Consider the following 25,088-nt stretch of genomic DNA (forward strand, 5'->3'; position numbering starts at 1 on the left):
CATGATGCCGGCCCGCTGGGACTCTTGCCTTGATTAATGGAAGGGGAAGACGTAGTTCATCCAGCTCGCCATGCGCAGCAGCACTTTGCGCATCACTGAGACGTGGTGGAAATGCTGGGTATAGATGGCAGCCTGGCCGCTGGCACCGGCGATCACCTGATATTTGGGCCACTCGGGATCGGTGATCTTGATGGTGACTGGCAGGCGGCCCGGGCGCTGGGCCGTACTCTGATCCAGCAGCCCCATGTTGGCCTGCACGTTCCCGGCGGCGATGGCGGGCACCACTATGGTCACTTCTCCCTTGAAGATCTTGCCCGGAATGCCGTCTATCACCACCTCGGCCTCATCGCCGATGGCCAGACGCTGCATGCTGTTTTGCCAGAACCAGCCCACATAGTAGTTCTCGCTCTGGTGCACGAAGGTCATGACGGGACGGTAGAGGTAGGGGGTGGCAATCATGCCGGGACGCAGCGCCAGTTGCAGCACGAAGCCGTCCGAGGGGGCGCGCACCACTGTCTGCTCCAGGTCATACTGGGCCTTCTTCAGCTGGGCCTGCACATCGTTGAACAGGGCTTGCTGCTGATCCAGCTGGGAGACCAGATCGTCGACATTGGCCTGGCTCACGTCGAGATCCCGCTGCTTGCCGACACCACGGCGCACCAGCTCCTGGGAGCGGCCGAGATCCAGCTTGGCGGATCTCAGCCTGGCCTGGATGGATTTGACGTGATCCTGATTGGACTGGAGCCGCGCCTGCAGGCTGGCAACCTGTTGTTCGAAGGGGTCTGCCTCGATACGAAACAGCACATCCCCCTGTTTCACCTTCTGGTTCGGCTTGACCGGCACCTCGACCACGCGACCCTTCACCAGCGGCACTATCGGGGTGGAGATATAGTAGTTGCGTGCCATCTCAGAGTAGGGGTGGTTGTAGTTCATCAATATGATCAGGGTACCTATGATGAGCACGCCGCCCAGCGCCGCCGTGGGCACTGTCCATTTGTTGAGAGGAATGCGGAAAATCTTGAACACGGCCACGCACAGTGCCGTGTAGGTCAGGATCAGTAGCAGGTCCATGAGTTATCCCTGTTGTTCAGTCTGTTCGATGGTATTGATGCGCGTCTTGAGATCGGCGAGTTCCTGCTTGAGCAGTTGTATCTCGTCCTCATCCTGCTGCAGGCGCTGGTTGAAGCCCCATCCCCGCTCGGGGCGATAGAGGGTGGCCCAGATCCAGAGGAAGGGCCAGAGCACGTGCAGGGTAAACAGACTGACCCATCCCGCCACGTGAATGGCGTCCTGATGGGGGTGCTGGCGGTGCTTGGCTATTTCATAAGGAATGTCGTGGATCACTATGATCCCGTAGAACATGACCAGCCCGACGAAGAAGAGCAGGCCAAGGGCAAAATAATCAAGGAACATGGGGGTCTCCAGCGGTTTGATGTACAACCAATCATTGAGTTCAATTTTCTATAAAGCAATTGGGAATCACACATTTATCGTTTTTTAGCACGGCATCTTAAGCGATATTCTTGTACCGGAGCTTAAGTCAGCCTGAAGTCGTCAAAAATGATGGTATGCCATTCGTCACCAGTCCGAAAAGTCGTATCGATGACAAGGACTTACGGGGGAAGTATGGCATCACTGGCGTGAAATGAGCAGAGAAAAGGGAGCCGATGAGGCTCCCTTTTTCAATTTCTTGAGCAGATCAACTCTCGCTGGTGCTGCTCACCAGTGCCGGTCTGAATTTCACCAGGAAGGCCACCGTCGTCACCAGGGTGCAGGTGAGGCCTATGATGGTGGAGATACCCATCTCCAGCCCGAAACCTATGGGGGCGTTGGCGAGATAGGTGAACACCACGGCTGTCATGAAGATGGCGGGAATGGTGCAGACCCAGTGCAGCTTGCCCTCTTTGGCCAGATAGGCCGCCGCAGTCCACAGCATGATGACGGCCGTGGTCTGGTTGGCCCAGCCAAAATAGCGCCAGATGATGCCAAATTCCGCCTTGGAGATGAGGAAGCCGAGGATGAACATGGGCACGGCGATCAGCAGGCGTTTGGCCATGGGTTTCTGGGTCAGGTGCAGGAAGTCGGCCACGATCAGGCGGGCACTGCGAAACGCCGTATCACCGGAGGTGATGGGCAGGATCACCACGCCCAGAATGGCCAGTATGCCGCCGACCGTGCCGAGCAGGCTGGTGGAGACTTCGTGCACCACGGCCGCCGGCCCGCCGTTGGCCATGGTGGCGTTGAGCGCTTCCGTGCTGTCGTAGAAGGAGAGCCCCAGGGTGCACCAGATGAGGGCGATGACCCCTTCACCTATCATGGCGCCGTAGAAGATGAAGCGACCGGACTTCTCGTTTTGCATGCAGCGCGCCATCAGCGGGGACTGGGTAGCGTGAAAACCCGACACGGCGCCACAGGCGATGGTGATGAACAACAGCGGCCAGAGCGGCAGCTCGGTCGGGTGCAGGTTGGAGAAATCCATCCCCGTGTTGTAGAAGCCCTTGCCGGAGACGATGAGCCCTATGATGAGGCCGACCGACATGAATACCAGCAGGGCGCCGAAGATGGGGTAGAAGCGGCCGATGATCTTGTCGATGGGCACTATGGTGGCGAGTATGTAGTAGGCAAAGATGGCCACTATCCAGTAGACCAGATCGATGGAGGTGAGGTTGGCCAAGAGGCCCGCCGGGCTCAGCACGAACACCACGCCCACCAGCATCAAGAGCACCACGGCGAACAGGTTCATGAAGTGTTTGGCGGCTGTGCCAAGGTGCTCGCCGACCACGGTCGGCACCGAGGCGCCCTTGGCGCGCACCGACAGCATGCCGGAGAAGTAGTCGTGTACCGCACCGGCGAAGATGCAGCCGAACACGATCCAGAGCATGGCGACCGGGCCGTAGAGGGCACCCAGTATGGGGCCGAAGATGGGGCCGACGCCGGCGATGTTGAGCAGTTGTACCAGGTAGACTTTCTTGTCCGACATGGGCACATAGTCCACCCCGTCAGCCATGGTGATGGCGGGGGTGGCGCGCTCGGGTTTCGGGCCGAATATCCGCTCGATGAACTTGCCGTAGATAAAGTAGCCGGCGATCAGCAAGCCAACACAGAGGAAGAACCAGATCATTGTTACGCTCCATCATTGTTATTTTATGGTGTGCGTAGCGAGTCTAGAGGGAGGGGCCCCGGAGGGCAGGTGAAACGTGGTGAGCGGCGCCATGGCGACCCGAGCGGTCGCCGGCTGTGATCCCGCGCACAATCCCGCGCCGTTATTCGAGCCCCAGTTCGTCTTTGAGCTCCTTGAGGTAGCGGCGGCTGACCGGCAACCGGGCATCGCTTGGCGTCACTATCTCCGCCAGCTGGTTTTCCAGCAGCTGGATCTCGAAGATGGCCCCCGGCGCCACCAGATATTGGCGGTGGCAGCGCAGCAGGGGCGTCTTCTCCTCCAATGATTTCAGGGTGAGCTGGGTGTGAAACAGCTCGCCCTGGCAGGCAACGTGCACCCCGCCGAGATCGGAGAAGGCGTACTCCACCTGCTCGATGGGCAGCAGCCGCACCCGGTTGTGCAGATAGCCGGGAATGTGGCGGATGGCCGGCGCCAGCGAGGCGATGGGCTGTGGGGTGAGATCCTGCTTGAGGCGAGCCAGCGTCTTGGCGAGGCGTGCCGGCTCCACCGGTTTGAGCAGGTAGTCGAAGGCGTTCTCCTCGAATGCCTGAATGGCGTAGTCGTCGAAGGCGGTGACAAACACGATGCGGGGCAGGGGATCGAGCATGGCCACCAGTTCCATGCCGCTCAGCTTGGGCATCTGGATATCGAGGAACACCACGTCCGGTTTGAGCCGCTGGATCAGAGGAAGCGCCTCGATGGCGTTGGCCGCCAACCCCAGGATCTCGATGTCGGGATCGCCCGTCAGGTGCTGGGCCAGCTCCTCGCGGGCATAGGGTTCGTCATCGACTATGAGCGTGCGGATCATGCGCTCTCCTGAACATCGTGATGGTGCGTGAACGGCGCGGAATGGGGATGCAAGGGGTCGGCCGGGCGGATCATCCGGGGCGAGGGGTGATTTTTTGTCATAACGCCTCCCTGGGCAGGGTGAACGCGACCCGGGTCCAGCACTCGGGTTCGCAGCTGACGCGGATGCCATACCTGCTGCCGAAGGCGCTCTTGAGGCGCCGATCCACTATGGTCATGCCGAGTCCATCCCCCGCCGGACCCTCCTGCCAAGTGCCGGCATTGTCCTCCACGCAGATGGTCACGCTCTCCTGGCTCTCTTCGGCATAAAGACGGATTCGGCCCTGCTCCAGCAGGGTGGAGATGCCGTGCTTGATGGCATTCTCGATGAGGGGTTGCAGGGTAAAACTCGGCAGCGTCAGGCCGGCCAGATGGGGCGGGATATCGTTTATCACGGTCAGCCGATCGCCAAAGCGGGCCAGCTCTATCTCGAGATAGGATTGGCAGTGCTCCTGCTCCTCCTGCAGGCTGGCCAACCCGCTCTGGCGCTTGAGGTTCTTGCGAAAGAACAAGGAGAGGTGCAGCAGCAGCTGACGTGCCCGCTCGGGCTCCCGTCGGGTGATGGCGCTGATGGTGTTGAGGGTATTGAACAGGAAATGGGGGTTGATCTGGGCCTGGATGAGCTTGAGCTCGGATTGCACCAGCAGGCGCTGCTGCTGTTCCAGCCGGCCGGTCAGCAACTGCTGTGACAGCAGGTTGGCTATCCCTTCCCCCAGGGTGTGATTGATCTTGAGGAACAAGCGCTTCTTGGGTTCATACAACTTGATGGTGCCGATCACCCCCTCGTCGCCGTGCAACGGGATCACCAGCACCGAGCCCAGCTGGCACTGAGGCGAGATACTGCAGCGATAGGGCTGGCTGTTGCCATCGGCAAACAGCACCTTGTTGCGGGCGATGGCCTGCAGGGTGATGGCCGAGGTGATGGGGGTACCCGGCTTGTGGTGATCTTCTCCGGTGCCGATGAAGGCGAGGATCTTGTCGGTATCCGTGATGGCGACGGCGCCGACCCCCGTCTCTTCCTGAATGATGTGGGCAATCTTGTTGCTGGCCTCGGGGGTGAAGCCCTGGCTCATGATGCCGACGGTGCGATTGGCGATGGTAAGCGCCTTGGCGGAGAAGACCCGGGAGAACTTCTCATACATCTGCTGCTGATCGCGGATCATGCTGATGAACAGGGCCGCGCCGCAGGAGTTGGCCAGGATCATGGGGGTGGCTATGGTGCGCACCAGCAGCAGGGACTGATCGAACGGGGTCGCCACCAGCAGTATGATGATCATCTGCAATATCTCGGCGTAGAGGGTGGTGAAGAAGGCGATCCTGGGTTCGAACAGGGCATTCATCCTGCCAGAGCGCATCAGGCGCCAGTGCACCAGCCCCCCCAGCAGCCCCTCGCAGGTGGTCGAGATGGCGCAGGCCAGATCGGTAAATCCCCCCAGGCTGTAGCGGTGCACGCCACCGGTCAGTCCCACCAGAAATCCTACCAGCGGGCCCCCCAGCAGCCCCCCCAGCACGGCCCCGACGGCACGGGTATTGGCGATGGCATCGTCGATATCCAGCCCCACGTAGGTACCCAGGATGCAAAAACAAGAAAAAATGATGTATATCAGTATCTTGTGAGGAAGTCTGACGGAATAGTTGGCCAGGGGGCGCAGCAGCGGACTCTTGGAGAAGAGATAGGCGATCACCAGACTGACGCTCATCTGTTGAAGCAGGGAGAGGACCAACTGCATAAAAAACGTTCCTCAGAGTCCGAGCCGAAAAAAGCGGCAGCCATGAATAAGTGTGATCAGGATCTTGTTCTGTGAGCGACGTGCGCTCGATTGCGGGCGAAGTTTGCCAGAAATGTGCCATAAAACCATATCAAATCAGCATGTTAAATTGATATTTGTGTAATCGCCCAAGGGTTGGTATTGCTGGATGGAGCATGAATGTATCCGCTGGATACGCCACACGGAGGTGGCATGCTCCGCCCAGCCCCCTGGCTGGGCGTTTTTTATCCATGGTCGGCAGTGGACCGTTTTGAGGGTAATTGGACAATTATTCAGGTTTGTCCAATGAGTTATCCCCAGCTTCTGGGGATAACTCAGAAGGCAAAATAGTAACAGAAGCGCCGGGTCAGGTTGAAAAACAGCCGTTGTCCCTCATCCAGGTCTTCTTGCTTGATAAATGACTTGATGGTGCGCTCATCCTCCCGCAGATCCAGCATGGCCACCCCTTCCGGTCGCTGTGCCTTGATGTAGGGCAGCACCTTGGGTTTGAGGGGCATGGTGGGCTCGGTGGAGAGCACCAGCGCCACTGAGTCGTCGGAGAGCTGCACCAGGGAACCGGGGGGATAGACACCCAGGACCTTTATCAGCAGCTTGACCAGATCCTGATCGAACTTCTTCTGGGACAGCTTGTAGAGCTGGCTGATGGCCTGGCTAGGTGCCGCCGGGGTGGCGCTGCTGCGCGGATGCAGCAGCTCGTCATAGTAGTCCACCAGTCCGATGATCCGTGCCAGTGGCGGGATCTCGCCACCCTTGATACCGAGGGGAAAGCCGCTGCCATCGAGCCGCTCGTGGTGCAGATGGGCCACCTGGCGGATCTTGGGCTCAAATGCCTGCAACTGGGTCAGCATCTCCAGCCCGTACTGGGGATGCATTTTGAGAAAGTTCTGCTCTGACTTGTTGAGATCCCCCCGTTTCTGGGTGATCTGGCTCGGGATCTTCAGCTCTCCGATATCGTGTACCAGGCCCGCCAGTCCCGTCTCCTCGATCTCGATGGGGTTCATGCCGAGTTCCCGGGCCATCAGCATGGCGATGAAGGCCACGTTCAGGCTGTGCTGCAGCAGGATGTCGGTGTGCGGGCTGCGAATAAGATGCAGGCCGAGCGGCCCCTCGTGTTCACTGATGCGGGCGGCGGCGTTGCGCACTATCTGCGCCGTGTTGGCCAGCCCCTCGTCAGGTTTGAGGTTGAGGGCCCCCAGCGCATCGCGCAGCTCGGACATGGATTGACCAAAGGCCTTGTCGGCGGCGCGCAGGGAGCGGCGGAAGGCTTTCTCGTCAAAGGGGGGCGGGCCCGTGTCTATGACCTCGTCGATGATCGACAGATCGGGGCCGGCGGAGGGAATATCGCCGCGCAAGATGGGCTCTATGGGCAGGTCGCTCTTGTCCGGATCCACCATCAACAGATTGAGGTCGAGATGGCGAATGATGTCGAGTTGCTGCTGATCCTTGATCTTGAAGGCATTGAACATAAAAGGGTGACTGGTCCATCCCGTGGGGAGATGGATGTAGTGGCCGATCCGTAACTGCTCTATCGAGGCTTGTATCAGCGCCATGTGCTAACTCGCATTTCATGAATGCCTACCAACAAGCTAGCAAAATTAGAGAGATAGACAAACAAAAAAGCCCGCGCATGTGCGCGGGCTCTCTACTTCAAGTCCGATTATCAGGCCTTGGATTTTTTCTTGTTGTCCACCTTGGTCTCAACCTTGGCTTCCACCTTGGTTGCTACTCGGGCTTCCTCGGTAAAGGGGCGGCCGTAGTAGGTGTCCATCAGTATGGCTTTGAGCTCGGTGATCAGCGGGTAGCGCGGGTTGGCACCGGTGCACTGGTCATCGAAGGCTTCCAGCGCCAGCTGGTCAACCTTGGCCAGGAAGTCGGCTTCGTTCACGCCGGCTTCACGGATGGAGGCCGGGATGCCCAGAGTGGCTTTCAGCTCGTCCAGCCAGGTCAGCAGCTTCTCGATCTTGGCTGCGGTACGGTCACCGGCAGCGCTCAGGCCCAGGTGGTCAGCCACTTCGGCATAGCGACGGCGAGCTTGCGGACGGTCGTACTGGGAGAACGCAGTCTGCTTGGTCGGGTTGTCGTTGGCGTTGTAGCGGATCACGTTGCTGATCAGCAGGGCGTTGGCCAGACCGTGCGGAATGTGGAATTCAGCACCCAGTTTGTGCGCCATGGAGTGGCACACACCCAGGAAGGCGTTGGCGAACGCGATACCGGCGATGGTGGCCGCGTTGTGTACTTTCTCACGAGCAACCGGGTCGTTGGCACCGTTCTGGTAGCTGGACGGCAGGTACTCTTTCAGCAGTTTCAGGGCTTGCAGCGCCTGACCGTCGGAGTACTCGTTGGCCAGTACGGAAACGTAGGCTTCCATGGCGTGAGTGACCGCATCCACACCACCGAAGGCGCACAGGGACTTGGGCATGTTCATGACCAGGTTGGCATCGACGATGGCCATGTTCGGGGTCAGCTCGTAGTCGGCCAGCGGGTACTTCATGCCGGTGGCGTCGTCGGTCACGACCGCAAACGGGGTGACTTCAGAACCGGTACCGGACGTGGTGGTGATACAGACCAGTTCGGCCTTCACACCCATTTTCGGGAACTTGTAGATACGCTTGCGGATGTCCATGAAGCGCATGGCCAGGTCTTCGAACGCAGTATCCGGGTGCTCGTACATGACCCACATGATCTTGGCCGCATCCATGGGTGAACCACCACCCAGCGCGATGATGACATCAGGCTTGAAGGAGTTCGCCATCTCGGCGCCCTTGCGGACGATGGACAGAGTCGGGTCAGCTTCTACTTCGTAGAATACTTCCACTTCCATGTTCAGCTTCTTGAGCAGACGAACCACGTCGTCGGCATAGCCGTTGTTGAACAGGAAGCGGTCGGTGACGACCATTGCACGCTTTTTACCTTCCAGGTCGCCCAGGGCGATTGGCAGGGAGCCACGACGGAAATAGATGGATTTCGGAAGTTTGTGCCACAGCATATTTTCTGCCCGTTTTGCGACTGTCTTCTTGTTGATCAGGTGCTTGGGACCGACGTTCTCGGAGATGGAGTTACCACTCCAGGAGCCGCAACCCAGGGTCAGGGAAGGAGCAAGAGCGAAGTTGTACAGGTCACCGATACCACCCTGGGTGGAGGGGGTGTTGATCAGGATACGGGCGGTCTTCATCTTGTCGCCGAAGTATCTGATACGGTCCTGGTTGCGATCCTGGTCGGTGTACAGACCAGAGGTGTGACCGATACCACCGATGTTGACCATGGTGCAGGCCATCTCGACGGCTTCTTCGAAGTTCTTGGCGCGGAACATACCCAGCGTCGGAGAGAGCTTCTCGTGAGCGAATTCATCTTCAGCGCACAGTTCCAGGCCTTCACCGATGAGGATCTTGGTGGTGGCAGGCACAGTCACGCCAGCCATGGCGGCGATCTTGGTGGCCGGCTGGCCAACGATATCTGCGTTCAGCGCGCCGTTGATCAGCAGCACTTTACGTACCTTGTCCGCTTCATCTTTGGACAGGATGTAGCCATCGTGGTTGGAGAAACGCTCTTTCACCTGGTTGTAGATGGCGTCAACGACGATGACGGCTTGCTCGGAAGCACAGACCACACCGTTGTCGAAGGTCTTGGACATCAGAATGGAGGCAACGGCACGTTTCACATCGGCGGTTTCGTCGATGACGATAGGCACGTTACCGGCACCTACACCGATAGCAGGCTTGCCGGAAGAGTAAGCGGCTTTCACCATGCCCGGGCCACCTGTGGCCAGGATCAGGTTGATGTCGTTGTGCTTCATCAGCGCGTTGGACAGCTCAACGGACGGTTGATCGATCCAGCCGATGATGTCTTTCGGTGCACCGGCGGCAACGGCTGCATCCAGTACCAGCTTGGCAGCGGTATTGGTGGAGTTCTTGGCGCGGGGGTGCGGGGAGAAGATGATGGCGTTGCGGGTCTTCAGGGAGATCAACGATTTGAAGATCGCGGTAGCGGTCGGGTTGGTGGTCGGAACGATACCGCAAATGATACCAACCGGCTCGGCGATGATCATGGTGCCCATCTCGTCATCCTGGCTCAGGACGCCGCAGGTCTTCTCATCTTTATATGCGTTGTAGATGTATTCGGAGGCGAAGTGGTTCTTGATAACCTTGTCTTCGATGATACCCATGCCTGACTCTTCCACGGCCATCTGGGCCAGGGGGATACGGGCATTGCTGGCGGCCAGGGCTGCGGCACGGAAAACCTTGTCTACCTGCTCTTGCGAGAAGCTGGCGAATTCACGCTGTGCTTCTTTGACGCGGGCGACCAGTGCATCCAGTTCAGCCAAATTGGTTACTGCCATGTTTATCTCCTGATGATTTGAAAACTGTTTAGTAAGAGTTTGGCAATGCCCGGCAATTATAGTCGCCCTGTCAAGGCGAGAATCACTACAAGGGGGTATTTACATGCCTTACTAAATTGCTTTCTGAGTCGATTATAGAGCGGGGCTGACTCAGAAAAACTTGATCTGGATCATGTGTAACAAAAGAACAAAAGAAATTTTGTTTCACAATACATGTTTTCCGGATGTTACACGAATGTAGAGTGGAGCAAAAGCGGGCTGAATGGTGCGTGAACAGGGCGCCACGCACCATTTTTCAAGCAGTTAGCACTATCACGTCCCAGTGTCCCCGGGTCGGGGCCAGGGGCAGTATGGGGGCCGCATTGTGATAGAAACGACGATCATCCAGGATCAGATACCCACCAGCGTTTAATTCTTGTTGAAAAAATGGTTGTTCTTTTAATCCATGATAGAGCTGAAGTGCGCCGCCACTGACGCCCTCGCTGCCGCAAAAGAACACGCCGATGAAGTCAAAACCATCCTGATGGACGCCTTCCGGTGCGGGGGGCACGCTCTCGCCCTGGCCCGTGGTGATCCGCATCTGGTGAATGCCGATCGCCTTGCCATCCGCCAACCGGATATGGCGGGCAAAGCGGGTCAGCATCAGCTGGAAGGCGGGGTGGGCGACGAAGGCGGGGTCCAGCTCGGCATAGGTTCTGGGCACATCCCCGAGGAACTTGTTGATGGCGGCGGCCTGAAAGAAGACGCCATTGTCGAGAGGGAAGAAGCGTGAACCCTCTTTCTCGACGCGGCCATAGCGACGCTCCCGAAAGGTGCCCTGGATGTAGGGATCGAGCGGCAGCCGGTCAAAAAAGCCGAGCAGGGGGTCGACCGTGCCTGCTGGCAGCGAATCCAGGTGCCATTGCAGTTTGATGTCCGTATCAATCATTACAAAATCCTTGTTTGCTGAGAGGAAATGTTGCGCCCAAACTCCGTGGCCGCATAAAACTCGAAGTGATTTTACCAGAGTGTTAAATTGCGACAATGTTTATTAACAAATCAATGTGTTGAATTTTGGCGATACATTAGAGGAACTAACTGAAAAGCCACGGAAAGGGTGAGATTATTTGATTGGTGAAGGTTGAGGGCATGGTGTAAATTTACGCTCGGTTTATCGGGGTGGCCCGTGTGGCCTTGCTTACTTCTGGATGGCGCCTATGGCAGCAATTGACGTCTCTTTATATCTGAAGTTTTTCATCGGTTTGTTCGCGATCATCAATCCGTTGGGATTGCTGCCGGTTTTTGTCAGTCTGACCGGCCATCAAACGCCGGAAGAGCGGATGAAAACCAACACCACTGCCAATATTGCGGTGATGATCATCCTGCTGGTCTCCATGTACATGGGGCAGCTGATCCTGGACGGTTTTGGCATCTCGCTGGCGTCGTTTCGCATCGCCGGCGGCTCGCTCATCACCCTGATCGCCTGGTCCATGCTGCAGGGCAAGCTGGGGGAGGTGAAGCATAACAAGCAGGAGAAAGGGGAACTGGCCGCGCGGGAATCTGTCGCTGTGGTGCCGCTGGCACTGCCGCTGATGGCAGGCCCGGGAGCCATCTCTTCTTCTATTGTCTACGCCAGCCAGAGCACCTGGTCCCAGATGCTGGGCATGTCGCTGGTGGTGATGGTGTTTGCCTTCTGCTCCTGGCTCATCTTCCGCGCCGCCCCCTTGCTGTTCAAGCTGATGGGCAATACCGGCATCAACGTGGTCACCCGGATCATGGGTCTCATCATGATGTCGCTCGGCATCGAGATCATGGTGGCGGGGATCAAGGGGGTTTTCCCCGGATTGATGTGATTCAGGTCTGTTTTGTCGGAGCCGGTCCTCGTGACCGGCTTTTTATTGTTTCTTTTTTGTTGGTCATTTCCTAGAATCGAGCGGGTTTGTATAAAAAACGTCCGCAACGCTATATTTAAATGCTGAATAATTGGCTAAAAGCTGTTTTTTTAACCATGAAGCCCAGCCTCGCCTGACAATATCTATTGCATTATCAGAAATGTCAGGGAATTATGCTGGCAGCGGGGTACTTATCTCGTTGATGGACAAATGCATGGAATGTTCTTGTTGGAGTATGGAAATGACTCATAAAAAAACAATGATTAATACCCTCTTGGTGGCAGCTCTGTTTGGCGGTGTCAATGTGGCGCAAGCCGCTGATGTTCCCGCAGGCACCAAGCTGGCTGATGTTCAGCAGTTGGTGAAAGGCAATGGCTCCGAGCCGGCAACGCTCGATCCCCACAAAACCGAAGGAACGGTTGAATCCAATATTCTGCGTGACCTGTTCGAAGGTCTCGTGAGTTCAGGTCCCAAGGGGGAAGTGCTCCCTGCCGTGGCCGAGTCCTGGGAAACCAAGGACAACAAACACTTCGTGTTCCACCTGCGCAAAGATGCCAAGTGGTCCAACGGGGATCCCGTGACAGCCCACGATTTCGAGTTCGCCTTCAAGCGGGCCGTGGATCCCAAGACTGCGTCGCCCTACTCCTGGTATCTGGAGATCCCGACCATAGTCAATGCCAGCGAAATCATCGCCGGCAAGAAGCCGTCTGACACCCTGGGTGTGAAGGCGGTCGACGACTACACCTTCGAAGTGCAGCTGGAAAAAGCGATCCCTTACTTCGTCAGCATGCTCTCCCACACCACCACCTACCCTGTGCCCAAGAAAGTGGTAGAGAAGTTTGGTGACAAGTGGACCCAGCCCGGCAACATGGTATCCAACGGTGCCTATCAGCTGAAAGACTGGGTGGTGAACGAGCGCGTCGACATCGAGCGCAACCCCAACTACTGGAACAACGCCAAGACGGTGATCAATACCGTCACCTACCTGCCGATCCAGTCCACCAACGCCGAGCTGAACCGTTATCTGGCGGGCGAAGTGGATCTCACCTACAACATGCCCATCGAACGCTTCAAGCAGATGAAGAAAGAGAAGCCCGATGAGCTGAAGGTGAGTGGTTACGTCGGTACCTACTACTACCAGTACAACTTCAAGAAGAAGCCGTTTGATGACGTGCGCGTGCGGACCGCACTCTCCTACGCCATCGACCGCAACGTGATCGCCGAGAAGGTGATGGGCAAGGGTGAGACCCCGGGCTACACGCTCGTGCCTGACTTCGTGGACGGTTTCAAGCCGGTGGCCCCCGAGTGGTCCAAGATGACCCAGGCGGAGCGTGACACCAAGGCCAAAGCCCTGTTGGAAGAGGCCGGTTTCGATGCCAGCAAGCCGCTGAAATTCGAGCTGCTCTACAACACCGACGACAACCACAAGAAGGTGGCGGTCGCCGTCGCCTCCATGTGGAAGAAGCTGGGCGTGCAGGTGAGCCTGGTGAACCAGGAGTGGAAAACCTACCTGGAAACCAAGAAGCAGGGTCAGTTTGACGTGGGCCGTGCCGGCTGGATCGCCGACTACAACGAAGCCTCTTCCATGCTGGATCTGATGCAGACCACTCACGGCAACAACGACGGCAAGTACTCCAACCCGGTGTTTGACAAGCTGATGACAGAGTCTCGCGATCAGGTGGATGAAGCCTCCCGCAACAAGCTCTATGTCCAGGCCGAAGAGATCCTGGCCAAGGACATGCCGATTGCCCCCATCTATCAGTACGTGACCTCCCGCATGGTCAAGTCCTACGTGGGCGGCTACCCGGCCAACCCGCTGGACAACCTCTACAGCAAAGACATGTATATCATTGCTCACTGAGTAAAATAACAAGTCGCATAACAAGCAGGCCCGCCGGACGGCGGGCCTTTATTACAACCGCGACCCTTTGGAAGCAGTACAGGACAGGAATTGTCTATGTTGAAATTCATTCTTAAACGTCTACTGGAAGCGATCCCGACTCTGCTGGTCTTGATCACCGTCTCCTTCTTCATGATGCGTTTCGCACCGGGTAACCCCTTCACCAGCGAACGTTCCCTGCCGCCGGAAGTGTTGGCCAACATCGAGGCCAAGTACGGCCTGGACAAGCCCATCGGCGTGCAATACCTCACCTATCTTGGCAACCTGGTGCAGGGCGATCTGGGGCCTTCCTTCAAATACAAGGACTTCAGCGTCAATGATCTGGTGAGCCAGGCGTTGCCTGTTTCCGCCAAGATCGGGAGCGCGGCTTTCGTCTTTGCCGTCTTGCTGGGGGTGACCTTTGGCACCATAGCGGCCTTGAAACAGAACACCCTCATCGACTATCTCTTGATGTCGTCGGCCATGGCCGGGGTGGTGATCCCAGGCTTCGTGCTGGCACCCTTGCTGGTGCTCTTCTTCAGCATCTATCTGGGCTGGTTCCCGGCTGGTGGCTGGCAGGGGGGCGGGGTGCAATTCATGGTACTGCCGGTATTCGGCATGATGATGTACTACATCTCCGCCATCTCGCGCATCATGCGCGGCAGCATGATCGAGACCATGAACTCCAACTTCATCCGTACCGCCCGCGCCAAGGGCCTGCCGCTGCGTCACATCATTCTCAAGCACGCGCTGCGCCCGGCCATGCTGCCGGTGGTCTCCTATCTGGGCCCGGCCTTCGTCGGCATCATTACGGGATCCGTGGTGATAGAGACCATCTTCGGTCTGCCGGGGATAGGCCAGCTGTTCGTCAACGGTGCCCTCAACCGTGATTACTCCATGGTGCTCGGGCTGACCATTCTGGTCGGCGCCCTCACCATCACCTTTAACGCCGTGGTCGATATTCTCTATGCCTTTATCGATCCCAAGATCCGTTACTAAGTCGGGAGTACATCATGGTTGTCACAACTGAGAAACGCGAAGCCATAGCGGCGTTCGCACAGCAAGTGGAAGTGGTGGAAGGACGCTCCCTGTGGAAGGATGCCCGTCGCCGTTTCCTGCGCAACAAGGCGGCGCTGACCAGCCTCATCATACTGACCATTATCGGTCTGGCGGTGATAGTGGGGCCGCACTTGTCCCAATACACCTTCGACGATCCGGACTGGGGCGCCATGCAATCGGCCCCTGACATGGAAACCGGCCACTGGTTCGGCACCGACAGTCTGGGGCGCGATCTGTTCGTGCGCACCCTGCTGGGGGGCCGCATCTCGCTGATGGTCGGCATCATGGGCGCCATGGTGGCCGTGGTCATAGGTACCCTCTACGGCGCAGCCTCCGGCTTCATCGGCGGGCGGATCGACAGCCTGATGATGCGCGTGCTGGAGATCCTCAACGCCTTCCCCTTCATGTTCTTCGTGATCATGCTGGTGACCTTCTTCGGCCGCAATCTGGCGCTCATCTTCATCGCCATCGGTGCGGTGAGCTGGCTCGACATGGCGCGGATCGTGCGAGGCCAGACCCTGAGCCTCAAGAGCAAGGAGTTTATCGAGGCGGCCCACGTCTGTGGCGTCTCCAAGTGGAAGATCATCACCCGTCACATAGTACCGAACGTGCTCGGTATCGTGGCCGTCTACGCCACCTTGCTGGTGCCGGGCATGATCATGTTTGAATCCTTCCTGAGTTTTCTGGGCCTCGGCGTCCAGGAACCCATGACCAGCTGGGGTGCCCTGCTGGATGAAGGCTCCAAGTCGATGGAAGTAGCCATCTGGCAACTCTTGTTCCCCGCCGGTTTCATGGTGGTGACCCTGTTTTGCTTCAACTTCCTCGGGGATGGTCTGCGTGACGCACTCGATCCGAAGGATCGATAACAAGAGCGGCTAAGGATCGATAAGGAGTTTTTATGAAATTACTGGATGTAAAAGATCTGCGGGTCGAGTTCAAGACTCCGGACGGCAATGTGGTGGCGGTCAACGACCTCAACTTCTCTCTCGCTGCTGGCGAGACCCTGGGGATCGTCGGCGAGTCCGGCTCCGGCAAGTCCCAGACGGCCTTTGCCATCATGGGGCTGCTGGCCAAGAACGGCATCATCACGGGCTCGGCCAAGTTTCAGGGCGACGAGATCCTGAATCTGCCGGAGCACAAGCTCAACAAGATCCGCTCCGAGAAGATCGCCATGATCTTCCAGGACCCCATGACCTCGCTGAACCCCTACATGAAGGTGAAGGATCAGCTGATGGAAGTGCTGATGCTGCACAAGGGAGTGAGCAAGGCCGAGGCGTTCGAAGAGTCGGTGCGCATGCTGGATGCGGTCAAGATCCCCGAGTCACGCAAGCGGATGAACATGTACCCCCACGAGTTCTCCGGTGGCATGCGCCAGCGGGTGATGATCGCCATGGCCCTCTTGTGCCGGCCACAGCTGCTGATCGCCGATGAGCCGACCACGGCGCTGGACGTGACTGTGCAGGCCCAGATCATGACGCTGATGAACGAGCTCAAGCGCGAGTTCAACACCTCCATCATCATGATCACCCACGACTTGGGCGTGGTGGCTGGCATCTGTGACAAGGTGCTGGTGATGTACGCCGGTCGGACCATGGAGTATGGTCGGGTGAACGACATCTTCTATCGCCCGAGTCATCCCTATACCGAAGGCTTGCTGCGCGCCATTCCCCGCCTCGACACCGAAGGGGAAGAGCTGCCCACCATTCCGGGCAATCCGCCCAACCTGCTGCGTCTGCCCACCGGCTGCCCCTTCCAGGAGCGCTGCCATCGGGTACACGAGATTTGCGGCCAGCAGTCACCTGTTCTGACGCCGTTCAACGATGGCCGTGAGCGGGCCTGTCATTGGGTATCTGATGCCATCAATGCCAAGGAGGTGAGCGTATGAATGCTGTTATATGCGGCCAGCAATCCTCCATGCTCCTGACGCCGTTCAATGACGGCCGTGAGCGGGCTTGCCATTGGGTATCGGATGCCATGATCAAGGGGGCGAATTAAATGGGTACTGACAAGAAACTGCTGCTGGAAGTGTCCGACCTCAAGGTCCACTTCAGCATCAAGAGTGACAGGGCCTGGCCCTGGGCCAAGCCCTCGGCGTTGAAGGCGGTAGACGGTGTGACCCTGCGCCTGTATGAAGGGGAAACCCTGGGGGTGGTGGGCGAGTCCGGCTGTGGCAAATCCACCTTCGCCCGTGCCCTGATAGGCCTGGTGCCTGCCACAGACGGCAAGGTGGTGTGGCTTGGCAACGATCTGACCAAGCTCGACCAGAAGGCGCTGCGGGAGAAACGCAAGGAGATCCAGATGATCTTCCAGGATCCGCTGGCCTCTCTGAATCCGCGCATGACCATAGGCGACATCATCGCCGAGCCGCTCATCACCTTCTATCCGAACCTCTCCAAAGAGCAGGTGAAGGAGAAGGTGCGCACCATGATGACCAAGGTGGGCCTCTTGCCCAACCTGGTAAACCGCTACCCGCACGAGTTCTCCGGCGGCCAGTGCCAGCGTATCGGCATCGCCCGGGCGCTGATCCTGGAGCCCAAGATGATCATCTGTGACGAGCCTGTCTCGGCGCTGGATGTCTCCATCCAGGCTCAGGTGGTGAACCTGCTCAAGGCTATCCAGAAGGAGATGGGGCTGTCGCTCATCTTCATCGCCCACGACTTGTCCGTGGTCAAGCACATCTCGGATCGGGTGCTGGTGATGTATCTGGGCAACGCGGTGGAGCTGGGCACGCGCAAGGAGATCTTCGCAAACCCTCTGCACCCCTATACCAAGGCGCTGATGTCGGCCGTGCCCATTCCGGATCCGGATCTGGAGCGCAGCAAGGTCATCCAGATCCTGGAAGGGGACTTGCCATCGCCGATGAACCCGCCGTCCGGCTGCGTGTTTCGCACCCGCTGCCCGGTGGCAGGCCCCGAGTGCGCCAAGACCCGCCCCATGCTTGAGGGCAACTTCGACCATGCGGTCTCCTGCCTCAAGGCCGATCCGCTTTGATGCCGGTTTGTTGAATGCGTTTGCGGGGCACCCTGGTGGTGCCCCGATTAATTTGGGCCAGAGGTGAAGATGTCTCTTGGCGTTATCTTTGGCCACTGTTACTATCCGCCCAACAAGGGGAGTAACTTCTCGCTGGTTTGTCGTCATTACGGTGCACCCATATCCTGCAGTGCACCCGGCAGCCGGGCAGTTGATGCAAATCAGCTGTAAGTGAGACCTTGCCGAGAGGCAAGGTGTATCTGCTCCAAACGCAAACCCACGCCTCTCGGTCGTGGGTTTTGTCGTTTTTGGGAGAAGTGAAATGGGTGAATGGTGGATGTGGACCGGTTTCTTCAGCATAGTGCTGGTCCTGTTATGGATTGATATCCGTTTTGTCGGGGGTGGCAAGGCGCACAAGGTGTCCCTCAAAGAGGCGGGCATCTGGTCCCTTATCTGGATCAGCGTGGCCCTGCTCTTCAACCTGGCCATCTGGTTCTGGCTGGATCACAGCGCCGGGCGCGAGATCGCCAACCAGAAGGGGCTGGAGTTCCTCACCGGCTACCTCATCGAGAAGGCGCTGGCGGTGGACAACGTCTTCGTCTGGCTGATGCTGTTCGGCTACTTTGCCATTCCGGCCGAGCTGCAGCGCCGGGTGCTGCTGTACGGGGTGCTGGGTGCCATCGTCATGCGGGCCGGCATGGTGTTCGCGGGCAGCTGGCTCATCGAGCAGTTCCACTGGATCCTCTACCTGTTCGGCGCCTTCCTGCTGCTGACCGGGGTCAAGATGCTGTGGGCGGCCGACAAGGAGCCGGATCTGGCCAACAACCCGCTGCTGGGCTGGATGCGTCGTCGCTTCAAGGTGACGGAGACGCTGGAAGGGGAGAAGTTCTTCGTCTGGCGTGACGGTGTGCGCTATGCCACCCCGCTGCTGCTCATTCTGGTGCTGGTGGAGGTGAGCGATCTCATCTTCGCGGTGGACAGTATCCCAGCCATCTTCGCGGTGACCACGGATCCCTTCATCGTACTGACCTCCAACATCTTCGCCATCATGGGTCTGCGCGCCATGTACTTCCTGCTGGCGGGGGTGGCCGAGCGTTTCGCCCTGCTGAAATACGGCTTGGCGCTGATCCTGATGTTCATCGGGGTCAAGATGCTGTTGCTGGATGTGTTCAAGATCCCGACCGGCATTGCATTGGGCGTTGTAGCGCTGATCCTGCTGGCGTCCATGGGGCTGAGCCTCTGGGTGACCCGCAAAAAGGCCGTTTGAAGGCGCTGTAAATAATCTCGGCGGGGTCTGTTCAAGAGCCCCCTGAGTGGCATAGCGCTGGGTGTGGTAGCGCTGATCCTGCTGGCGTCCATGGGGCTGAGCCTCTGGGTGACCCGCAAAAAGGCCGCTTGAACTCGGCAGACCATAAAGCACTGACAACAAGGGCTCCCGCGGGAGCCCTTTTTCATAGCAGAGATTTGCTTAGCGCTTGATCTTCTTGGGGTTGGTGTAGCCCCAGATGGTGTACATGTCCGCCAGCAGGGCGCCGTTGTACTCCTCCAGATCCGCCTGCTTCACCTCGGCCTCACCCTGGCGGCCGAACAGCACCACCTCGTCACCGGGTTTCACCCCTTTCAGATCGGTCACGTCCACCATGATGGTGTTCATGGAGGTCTTGCCGACCACGGGCACCTTCTGACCCTGGATCAGCACATAGGCCTTGTTGCTGAGCGCACGGCGGTAGCCGTCGGAGTAACCCAGCGGCAGGTTGGCGAGCCAGGAGTCGCGCTTGAGGGTGAAGGTGCGGTCATAACCGACGGTATTGCCGGCCGGGTAGTGGTTGACGGAGGCGACCTGGGTCTTGAACGCCATGACCCGCTTGTATTCGGTGTAGGAGGGGATGGAGTCGCCGTAGAGCAGGCCGCCCGGGCGCACCATGTCGAAGTAGGCGTCCGGCACTTCCAGGGTGGCGAAGGAGTTGGCCGCGTGGATGGTGAGCTTGCTGCGATCCAGCTTGCCCGCCTCGATCAGCCACTGGGAGTCCAGCTTGAACTGGGCCAGCCCCAGCTTGACGTCCTCTTTCTCTTCCACCGGGAAGTGGGTCATGATGCCGACCGGGGTGATCCCCTTGAGCTTGAGCATGGCCAGCGCATCGGCCTTGGAGTCCGCCAGACGCAGGTCGATGCCGTTGCGGCTCATGCCGGCGGAGTTGAGACCTATGTGCACTGGGATATTGGTATGGTGACGCTGGGCGATGTCGGCTATGCCCTGGGCGCTCACCAGGCTGCCGATCAGCTCTTCCATCTTGTAGGGCAGGGCCTGTTCGACTTCGTCCGGGGTGGCAGAGCGCACCCGCATCAGGCGGCCGGTGAAGCCCTTCTCGCGGGCCACGCGGGCCTCTTCGTTGCTGGCGATGCCGATGCAGGGGATGTTGGCCTTGACCACTGAGGGCACCAGCAGGTCGATGCCATGACCATAGGCGTCCGCCTTCATGATGGCGCAGATCTGCGGGCCCTTGTCACCGAGGCGATCCTTGAGGGTCTGGATGTTGTGCTCGAAGGCGCCGAGATCAACTTCCAGCCAGGCATTGCTGGCGGTTTGCACTTCGCCGTTGCGATGATCGCTGGCCAGCGGCAGGTAAGGGGCCGCGACGGCCTGACCGGCCAGCAGGCCCAGGATCAAGGTGGCCAGCAGTGTCTTCTTGTGCATGGGGTGGTTCCTTTTTTATTGTTGGGGTTGAGGTGCATGACGACCCGATCTCGGCCTTTGCCATGCAGATGGGATAGAGTGTAGCCAAGGCATTGTTATTGTTATGAACTTTGTCAATTTCCTGCGGCATTATTCCCGTCGGGAAGTGTATCGCAAGGTGTCGATTGTGGCACCTGTCATGGGAGTCAATAGATGATAGATCTAGAGTGTCGTGTGCCGCCCGTGCTGTTGTTCGGTATAGTGGCGCTGGGCATGGTGGCGTGGGGCGGAACCGGGGAGGGGTGGCCCGTCCCGGCGCTGTTGCTGGTGCTGCTGGGAGGAGTGTTCGGGTTTGGCGCCCTGCTGCGTTTTCGCCGCCAGGGCACCACCGTCAGTCCGATGCGGCCCGAGCAGGCCAGTGCGCTGGTGACGGGCGGGCTCTACCACATCAGCCGCAACCCCATGTACCTGGGGCTGGTCTGCTGGATGATGGCGCTGGCCTGCTATCTGGGGGGATCGGGCGTCTGGCTTGGCCCGTTGCTGCTGTGGGGCTGGCTCGATCGCTTCCAAATCGTGCCGGAAGAGCGGGCGCTGCGAGCCCGTTTCGGCGAGGCGTATGCAGAGTACTGCCGGCGGGTACGCCGCTGGTGCTGAACTCGCCCTAAGGGGCAGGCACAAGCCAAAAAAATGGCCCGCATCTGCGGGCCGTTTTGTATCTTGCTGGCGGGATAAATCACGCCTTGGCGGTATCTGCCTCACCCAGCGGCTCGGTTTCACCCAGGCTGTCTTCGGTCTTGGCCACCACGCTGGCGGCGATGGCGTTGCCCAGCACGTTGGTGGCGGAGCGACCCATGTCGAGGAAGTGGTCTATGCCGAGCAGCAGCAGGATGCCGGCTTCCGGAATATGGAACTGGTTCAGGGTGGCGGCTATGACCACCAGAGAGGCGCGCGGCACGCCGGCCATCCCCTTGGAGGTGACCATGAGCAACAGCAGCATGGTGATCTGCTGGGCCAGGGAGAGCTCTATGCCATAGGCCTGGGCGATGAACATGACCGCGAAGGTGCAGTACATCATGGAGCCGTCCAGGTTGAAGGAGTAGCCCATGGGCAGCACGAAGCTGGCGATGCGCTTGTCACAGCCGAACTTCTCCAGCCGATCCAGGGTCTTGGGATAGGCGGCCTCGGAGCTGGCGGTGGAGAAGGCCAGCAGTATGGGCTCGCGGATCATGGCCAACAGGGTCAGCACGCGGCGGCGAATGAACAGGCTGCCCATGGCGATGAGCAGCAGCCAGAGGCAGGCCAGGGCCAGATAGAACTGGGCCATGAAGGTGCCGTAGGTGGCGAGTATGCCGAGCCCTTCCTTGGCTACCATGGCGGCGATGGCACCGAACACGGCGAACGGCGCGAAGTTCATCACGTAACCGGTCACCTTCAGCATGATCTCGGCGGCGCTTGCCATCAGCTTGACCACGGGTTTGGCGGCATCGCCCAGCGCGGCGGCGGCCAGCCCGAAGAAGAGGGAGAACACCACTATCTGCAGGATCTCGTTGGTGGCCATGGCCTCAACCACGCTTTTCGGGATGGCGTGGGTGACGAAGTCCTTGAGGGAGATGGCACCGGCGACCACGCCGGAACTGGCGGCATCATCCGGCAGGGAGAGGGATAGCCCCACGCCCGGTTGCATCAGGGTGACCATCACCAGACCCAGGGTCAGGGAGAGCAGGGAGGCCAGCATGAACCAGCCCAGGGTCTTGGCACCGATGCGGCCCACGGTGCGGGTATCGCCCATTTTGGCGATGCCGACCACCAGGGTGGTAAAGACAAGGGGAGCGATGATCATCTTGATCAGGCGCAGGAAGATGTCGGTCAGTATGGTGATGTCACTGGCAAAGCCAGCGGCCTGATCCGGGGCAAACATGCGATAGCCCTGACCAGTCAGGATGCCAACCAGCATCGCGATGAGGATGGCAGCCGTCAATTTATTCATTTTCATGGGGGGGGTCCCAGTTTTGATAAGTGCAAAGCGTTTAGGGTGGCAGGGGTGCCACTTCAGTCCGTTTTTGTGATCCGGGCCGTAGATTCCTGACAGCCGGTGTGCTGGCAGCATGCCTAATCCGGGGGGGTAAATCCAGAGCCTTGTAGCAGAATTTTATGTTGTCATTAGTTGTATGTGATATGGATCTTGCATTTAACCTATATTAATCGCCGTTTATTTTAATCTTTGCAAGATAATCAGCTTTCATGGTTCGGTCGTTTTTTGCGCTGCGGGTGAGGGTAAATATGAGCAATGCCGAGATGCGGTGCTCCACGGTGCGTTGATCCAGAAAGGGATCTGGCTCGTCGTCATCGAACCCGAACAGGGGGCGGCTTAGGGTCACCCTGACCGCATCCCGCTGCAGGGTCAATTCATTGACCTCAAGCCACTGATAACCTTCGGCTTGCGCCACTTCGCCCGCCCGTTTCAGCACATACTTGCGGGCGGTTTCCCGGCTCACCAGATCGTTGCCAATAAATTCCAGCTGCCATTTGTCGGGCGCAAGCCGGGTCTGGGAGAAGCCGGTCTGGCCGTTCCAGAACGATGGCTTGCTGTGATAGGGGGTGGCGCAGCCGAGCAGCAGGGCCGCGCCGAGGCCGAGCAACAGCAGACGATGGCAAAAGACGCGGAGAGGGGGCATCTCGAACACCGGTTGGCAAAACACGGCATCACTACAGCACAAACCGATCGGCGACACAATGCGGGCAGCGTTGTGCCGCGCCGCGCCAAAAAGAAAAGGCCTTGTCATCTGACAAGGCCTTTCTCGGGGAATTTGGTCGGTGTGAGAGGATTCGAACCTCCGACCCTCTACACCCCATGCAGATGCGCTACCTGGCTGCGCTACACACCGACGGAGTCAGCTCGGCTGACGGGGGCTGAGTTTATGGAGATGACCCGACCCTGTCAACAGGGGAAATCCCACTCTGAGACTGTTTGCCTGCTTTACGAGCAATTGGTGCTCAAAGTACCACCAAAGCGGCTAAATCAGGCTATCGAGGGCCCATGTCAGGGGCCTTTTTCAACCTACTGTTCAACCCACCATGCAAACGGCCGCCCGGAGGCGGCCGTTTGCATCGGCGATGAAGCGATCAGCGGTTGAAGGTCAGCCGCTTGCCCAGCACCTGATCGGTGACCTGACCGTTTTGCCAGGCGATCTGGCCGTTGACCAGGGTCATCTCCACAGTGCTGTGGAAGCGGTAGCCGTTGAAGGGTGACCAGCCGCACAGGTAGAGCAGGTTGCTGTCGTTGACCACATAGGGCTTGCCCAGATCCAGCAGCACCAGATCCGCGAAGTAACCCTCGCGAATGTAGCCGCGATCCTGCACCTGGAAGCGCTCGGCCACCGCGTGGGAGGTTTTCTTGACGATGGTTTCCAGCGAAAACACGCCGTTGTGGTAGAGCTCCAGCAGGGCCAGCATGGAGTGCTGCACCAGCGGGATGCCGGACGGCGCCTTGAAGTAGCTGTTCTGCTTCTCCTCCCAGGTGTGGGGGGCGTGGTCTGTGGCTATGATGTCCAGCACGTCGTTGCGTACCGCATCCAGCAGGGCGTGCTGGTCGGCGGCTGTCTTCACCGCCGGGTTGCACTTGATCTGGCTGCCCAGGGTGTCGTAATCCGCCTCGTTGAAGAAGAGGTGGTGGACGCATACCTCGGCGGTGATGTTCTTGTCTTTCAGCTCGCTGAGATCATGGCTGGCGGTAAACAGCGACAGCTCCTTGGCGGAGGTGAGGTGCAGCACGTGCAGCTTGGCACCGTACTTTTTCGCCAGACCCACCGCCATGCTGGAGGACTTGTAGCAGGCCTCGTCATTGCGAATGCGGCCGTGCTCGCGCATCGGCACATCCTCGCCCCACTTGGCGCGGGCCTCGTCTTCCAGCACCTTGATGGAGGGGGTGTCCTCGCAGTGGGTCACTATCATCACCGGGCTCTCGCGGAAAATCGCCGCCAGAGTCTCCTGGTTGTCCACCAGCATGTTGCCGGTGGAGGAGCCCATGAACACCTTGACCCCGCAGGACTGCTTGGGATCGAGGCGCTTGATCTCGTCGAGGTTGTCGTTGGTGGCGCCGAGATAGAAGCTGTAGTTGGCGGCGGAGGAGTTGGCGGCTATCTGGTATTTGGCTTCGAGGGCATCGAGGGTGGTGGTCTGGGGATTGACGTTGGGCATTTCCATGAAGCTGGTGGTGCCTCCTGCCACGGCGGCCCGGGATTCACTGGCGATGGTCCCCTTGTGGGTCAGGCCCGGTTCCCGGAAATGGACCTGATCGTCGATCATTCCCGGGATGAGGTGACGACCTGCTGCATCTATCACCACGGCATCGGGCGCCTCTATGTGAGGGGCGATCCGGGCGATCCGTTCCCCTTCAATCAATACATCCGAGGCATAGATGCGGCCTTCATTGACCAGGGTGGCATTCTTGATTAGCAATTTGTTCATGGGGGAGTCCGGTTCCTTTGTCAGTGATCGCGGGTCATAATATCGCAAACTGCACTT

At 58.7% G+C, this 25,088-nt stretch carries 21 protein-coding genes and 1 tRNA gene; 9 read left to right on the forward strand and 13 right to left on the reverse strand.

All coding sequences use genetic code 11. The annotated features are described in order from the left end of the window. Window positions 1–33 precede the first annotated feature (33 nt). The 8 genes from IU367_RS08625 to IU367_RS08660 form a co-directional block, all read right to left on the reverse strand. On the reverse strand, window positions 34–1,071 hold the full coding sequence (locus IU367_RS08625) for an HlyD family secretion protein (RefSeq protein ID WP_098983802.1): 1,038 nt from the start codon (window positions 1,069–1,071) through the stop codon (window positions 34–36). Between the two features lie 3 nt (window positions 1,072–1,074). Continuing rightward, on the reverse strand, window positions 1,075–1,413 hold the full coding sequence (locus IU367_RS08630) for a DUF3302 domain-containing protein (protein WP_042869880.1): 339 nt from the start codon (window positions 1,411–1,413) through the stop codon (window positions 1,075–1,077). Between the two features lie 286 nt (window positions 1,414–1,699). Continuing rightward, window positions 1,700–3,121 (reverse strand): carbon starvation CstA family protein, encoded by a 1,422-nt coding sequence (locus IU367_RS08635; RefSeq protein WP_043141243.1) that lies wholly within the window; start codon window positions 3,119–3,121, stop codon window positions 1,700–1,702. Between the two features lie 142 nt (window positions 3,122–3,263). After that, window positions 3,264–3,968: a two-component system response regulator BtsR gene (gene btsR, locus IU367_RS08640; RefSeq protein WP_274454040.1), complete on the reverse strand. Its 705-nt coding sequence runs from the start codon at window positions 3,966–3,968 to the stop codon at window positions 3,264–3,266. Window positions 3,969–4,065: 97 nt separating this feature from the next. Further along, window positions 4,066–5,736 (reverse strand): sensor histidine kinase, encoded by a 1,671-nt coding sequence (locus tag IU367_RS08645; RefSeq protein ID WP_274454042.1) that lies wholly within the window; start codon window positions 5,734–5,736, stop codon window positions 4,066–4,068. 353 nt (window positions 5,737–6,089) lie between these two features. Then, window positions 6,090–7,325, reverse strand: a complete 1,236-nt coding sequence (locus IU367_RS08650) for an HD-GYP domain-containing protein (protein WP_043141236.1) — start codon at window positions 7,323–7,325, stop codon at window positions 6,090–6,092. Window positions 7,326–7,435: 110 nt separating this feature from the next. Next, the gene (gene adhE / locus IU367_RS08655; protein WP_043141234.1) at window positions 7,436–10,111 is read right to left on the reverse strand and encodes a bifunctional acetaldehyde-CoA/alcohol dehydrogenase; all 2,676 of its coding nucleotides are present in this window, start codon (window positions 10,109–10,111) and stop codon (window positions 7,436–7,438) included. Window positions 10,112–10,406: 295 nt separating this feature from the next. Further along, window positions 10,407–11,039 (reverse strand): 2OG-Fe dioxygenase family protein, encoded by a 633-nt coding sequence (locus IU367_RS08660; protein ID WP_241326104.1) that lies wholly within the window; start codon window positions 11,037–11,039, stop codon window positions 10,407–10,409. A gap of 268 nt (window positions 11,040–11,307) precedes the next feature. Between IU367_RS08660 and IU367_RS08665 the strand changes: the two genes are divergently transcribed. From IU367_RS08665 to IU367_RS08700, 8 genes are all read left to right on the forward strand, one after another. Continuing rightward, window positions 11,308–11,943, forward strand: coding sequence for a YchE family NAAT transporter (locus tag IU367_RS08665; RefSeq protein ID WP_005314822.1), 636 nt, complete (start codon window positions 11,308–11,310; stop codon window positions 11,941–11,943). 280 nt (window positions 11,944–12,223) lie between these two features. After that, window positions 12,224–13,843 carry an ABC transporter substrate-binding protein gene (locus tag IU367_RS08670; protein WP_043141297.1) on the forward strand — a complete coding sequence of 540 codons (1,620 nt, stop codon included), beginning with the start codon at window positions 12,224–12,226 and terminating at the stop codon, window positions 13,841–13,843. Window positions 13,844–13,939: 96 nt separating this feature from the next. Next, on the forward strand, window positions 13,940–14,860 hold the full coding sequence (oppB, locus tag IU367_RS08675; protein WP_043141229.1) for an oligopeptide ABC transporter permease OppB: 921 nt from the start codon (window positions 13,940–13,942) through the stop codon (window positions 14,858–14,860). A 14-nt stretch (window positions 14,861–14,874) separates the two neighbouring features. Continuing rightward, the gene (oppC, locus tag IU367_RS08680; RefSeq protein WP_274454045.1) at window positions 14,875–15,786 is read left to right on the forward strand and encodes an oligopeptide ABC transporter permease OppC; all 912 of its coding nucleotides are present in this window, start codon (window positions 14,875–14,877) and stop codon (window positions 15,784–15,786) included. Window positions 15,787–15,818: 32 nt separating this feature from the next. After that, on the forward strand, window positions 15,819–16,805 hold the full coding sequence (gene oppD, locus IU367_RS08685; protein WP_098983809.1) for an ABC transporter ATP-binding protein: 987 nt from the start codon (window positions 15,819–15,821) through the stop codon (window positions 16,803–16,805). Next, a complete protein-coding gene (locus IU367_RS08690; protein WP_098983810.1) occupies window positions 16,802–16,915 on the forward strand; it encodes an oligopeptide transporter ATP-binding component in 114 nt (37 codons plus the stop codon). Before oppD ends, IU367_RS08690 begins: the two co-directional genes overlap by 4 nt. Then, the gene (gene oppF, locus IU367_RS08695; protein ID WP_043141223.1) at window positions 16,916–17,911 is read left to right on the forward strand and encodes a murein tripeptide/oligopeptide ABC transporter ATP binding protein OppF; all 996 of its coding nucleotides are present in this window, start codon (window positions 16,916–16,918) and stop codon (window positions 17,909–17,911) included. Window positions 17,912–18,212: 301 nt separating this feature from the next. Next, on the forward strand, window positions 18,213–19,157 hold the full coding sequence (locus IU367_RS08700) for a TerC family protein (protein ID WP_043141221.1): 945 nt from the start codon (window positions 18,213–18,215) through the stop codon (window positions 19,155–19,157). 201 nt (window positions 19,158–19,358) lie between these two features. On the opposite strand, the gene alr is transcribed toward IU367_RS08700, so the two are convergent. Then, a complete protein-coding gene (gene alr, locus IU367_RS08705; protein WP_043141219.1) occupies window positions 19,359–20,585 on the reverse strand; it encodes an alanine racemase in 1,227 nt (408 codons plus the stop codon). Window positions 20,586–20,777: 192 nt separating this feature from the next. On the opposite strand from alr, the gene IU367_RS08710 reads away from it, so the two are divergent. Then, complete coding sequence (locus IU367_RS08710) at window positions 20,778–21,218, forward strand: methyltransferase family protein (RefSeq protein WP_274454047.1); 441 nt, start codon at window positions 20,778–20,780, stop codon at window positions 21,216–21,218. Between the two features lie 79 nt (window positions 21,219–21,297). Here the strand turns inward: IU367_RS08710 and IU367_RS08715 are convergent, their stop codons facing one another. The 4 genes from IU367_RS08715 to IU367_RS08730 all read right to left on the reverse strand — a co-directional run bounded on the left by IU367_RS08715 (window position 21,298) and on the right by IU367_RS08730 (window position 25,031). Continuing rightward, window positions 21,298–22,557 (reverse strand): dicarboxylate/amino acid:cation symporter, encoded by a 1,260-nt coding sequence (locus IU367_RS08715; RefSeq protein ID WP_043141217.1) that lies wholly within the window; start codon window positions 22,555–22,557, stop codon window positions 21,298–21,300. Between the two features lie 205 nt (window positions 22,558–22,762). Then, window positions 22,763–23,347 carry a CC0125/CC1285 family lipoprotein gene (locus IU367_RS08720; RefSeq protein WP_274454048.1) on the reverse strand — a complete coding sequence of 195 codons (585 nt, stop codon included), beginning with the start codon at window positions 23,345–23,347 and terminating at the stop codon, window positions 22,763–22,765. Window positions 23,348–23,372: 25 nt separating this feature from the next. Then, window positions 23,373–23,449, reverse strand: a tRNA-Pro gene (locus IU367_RS08725). 238 nt (window positions 23,450–23,687) lie between these two features. Next, a complete protein-coding gene (locus tag IU367_RS08730) occupies window positions 23,688–25,031 on the reverse strand; it encodes a dihydroorotase (protein WP_005314854.1) in 1,344 nt (447 codons plus the stop codon). Window positions 25,032–25,088: the final 57 nt, after the last annotated feature.

This window comes from Aeromonas bestiarum (assembly GCF_028751155.1).
GTDB lineage: Bacteria > Pseudomonadota > Gammaproteobacteria > Enterobacterales > Aeromonadaceae > Aeromonas > Aeromonas bestiarum.

Coding starts and splice junctions, on each gene's coding strand:
- IU367_RS08625 (WP_098983802.1), bottom strand. CDS start 1,071: ATGGACCTGCTACTGATCCTGACCTACACGGCACTGTGCGTGGCCGTG.
- IU367_RS08720 (WP_274454048.1), bottom strand. CDS start 23,347: ATGACAAGGCCTTTTCTTTTTGGCGCGGCGCGGCACAACGCTGCCCGC.
- IU367_RS08710 (WP_274454047.1), top strand. CDS start 20,778: ATGATAGATCTAGAGTGTCGTGTGCCGCCCGTGCTGTTGTTCGGTATA.
- IU367_RS08715 (WP_043141217.1), bottom strand. CDS start 22,557: ATGAAAATGAATAAATTGACGGCTGCCATCCTCATCGCGATGCTGGTT.
- adhE (WP_043141234.1), bottom strand. CDS start 10,111: ATGGCAGTAACCAATTTGGCTGAACTGGATGCACTGGTCGCCCGCGTC.
- oppF (WP_043141223.1), top strand. CDS start 16,916: ATGGGTACTGACAAGAAACTGCTGCTGGAAGTGTCCGACCTCAAGGTC.
- oppC (WP_274454045.1), top strand. CDS start 14,875: ATGGTTGTCACAACTGAGAAACGCGAAGCCATAGCGGCGTTCGCACAG.
- IU367_RS08690 (WP_098983810.1), top strand. CDS start 16,802: ATGAATGCTGTTATATGCGGCCAGCAATCCTCCATGCTCCTGACGCCG.
- IU367_RS08660 (WP_241326104.1), bottom strand. CDS start 11,039: ATGATTGATACGGACATCAAACTGCAATGGCACCTGGATTCGCTGCCA.
- IU367_RS08650 (WP_043141236.1), bottom strand. CDS start 7,325: ATGGCGCTGATACAAGCCTCGATAGAGCAGTTACGGATCGGCCACTAC.
- oppD (WP_098983809.1), top strand. CDS start 15,819: ATGAAATTACTGGATGTAAAAGATCTGCGGGTCGAGTTCAAGACTCCG.
- IU367_RS08700 (WP_043141221.1), top strand. CDS start 18,213: ATGGGTGAATGGTGGATGTGGACCGGTTTCTTCAGCATAGTGCTGGTC.
- oppB (WP_043141229.1), top strand. CDS start 13,940: ATGTTGAAATTCATTCTTAAACGTCTACTGGAAGCGATCCCGACTCTG.
- IU367_RS08670 (WP_043141297.1), top strand. CDS start 12,224: ATGACTCATAAAAAAACAATGATTAATACCCTCTTGGTGGCAGCTCTG.
- IU367_RS08665 (WP_005314822.1), top strand. CDS start 11,308: ATGGCAGCAATTGACGTCTCTTTATATCTGAAGTTTTTCATCGGTTTG.
- IU367_RS08630 (WP_042869880.1), bottom strand. CDS start 1,413: ATGTTCCTTGATTATTTTGCCCTTGGCCTGCTCTTCTTCGTCGGGCTG.
- IU367_RS08730 (WP_005314854.1), bottom strand. CDS start 25,031: ATGAACAAATTGCTAATCAAGAATGCCACCCTGGTCAATGAAGGCCGC.
- IU367_RS08635 (WP_043141243.1), bottom strand. CDS start 3,121: ATGATCTGGTTCTTCCTCTGTGTTGGCTTGCTGATCGCCGGCTACTTT.
- btsR (WP_274454040.1), bottom strand. CDS start 3,968: ATGATCCGCACGCTCATAGTCGATGACGAACCCTATGCCCGCGAGGAG.
- alr (WP_043141219.1), bottom strand. CDS start 20,585: ATGCACAAGAAGACACTGCTGGCCACCTTGATCCTGGGCCTGCTGGCC.
- IU367_RS08645 (WP_274454042.1), bottom strand. CDS start 5,736: ATGCAGTTGGTCCTCTCCCTGCTTCAACAGATGAGCGTCAGTCTGGTG.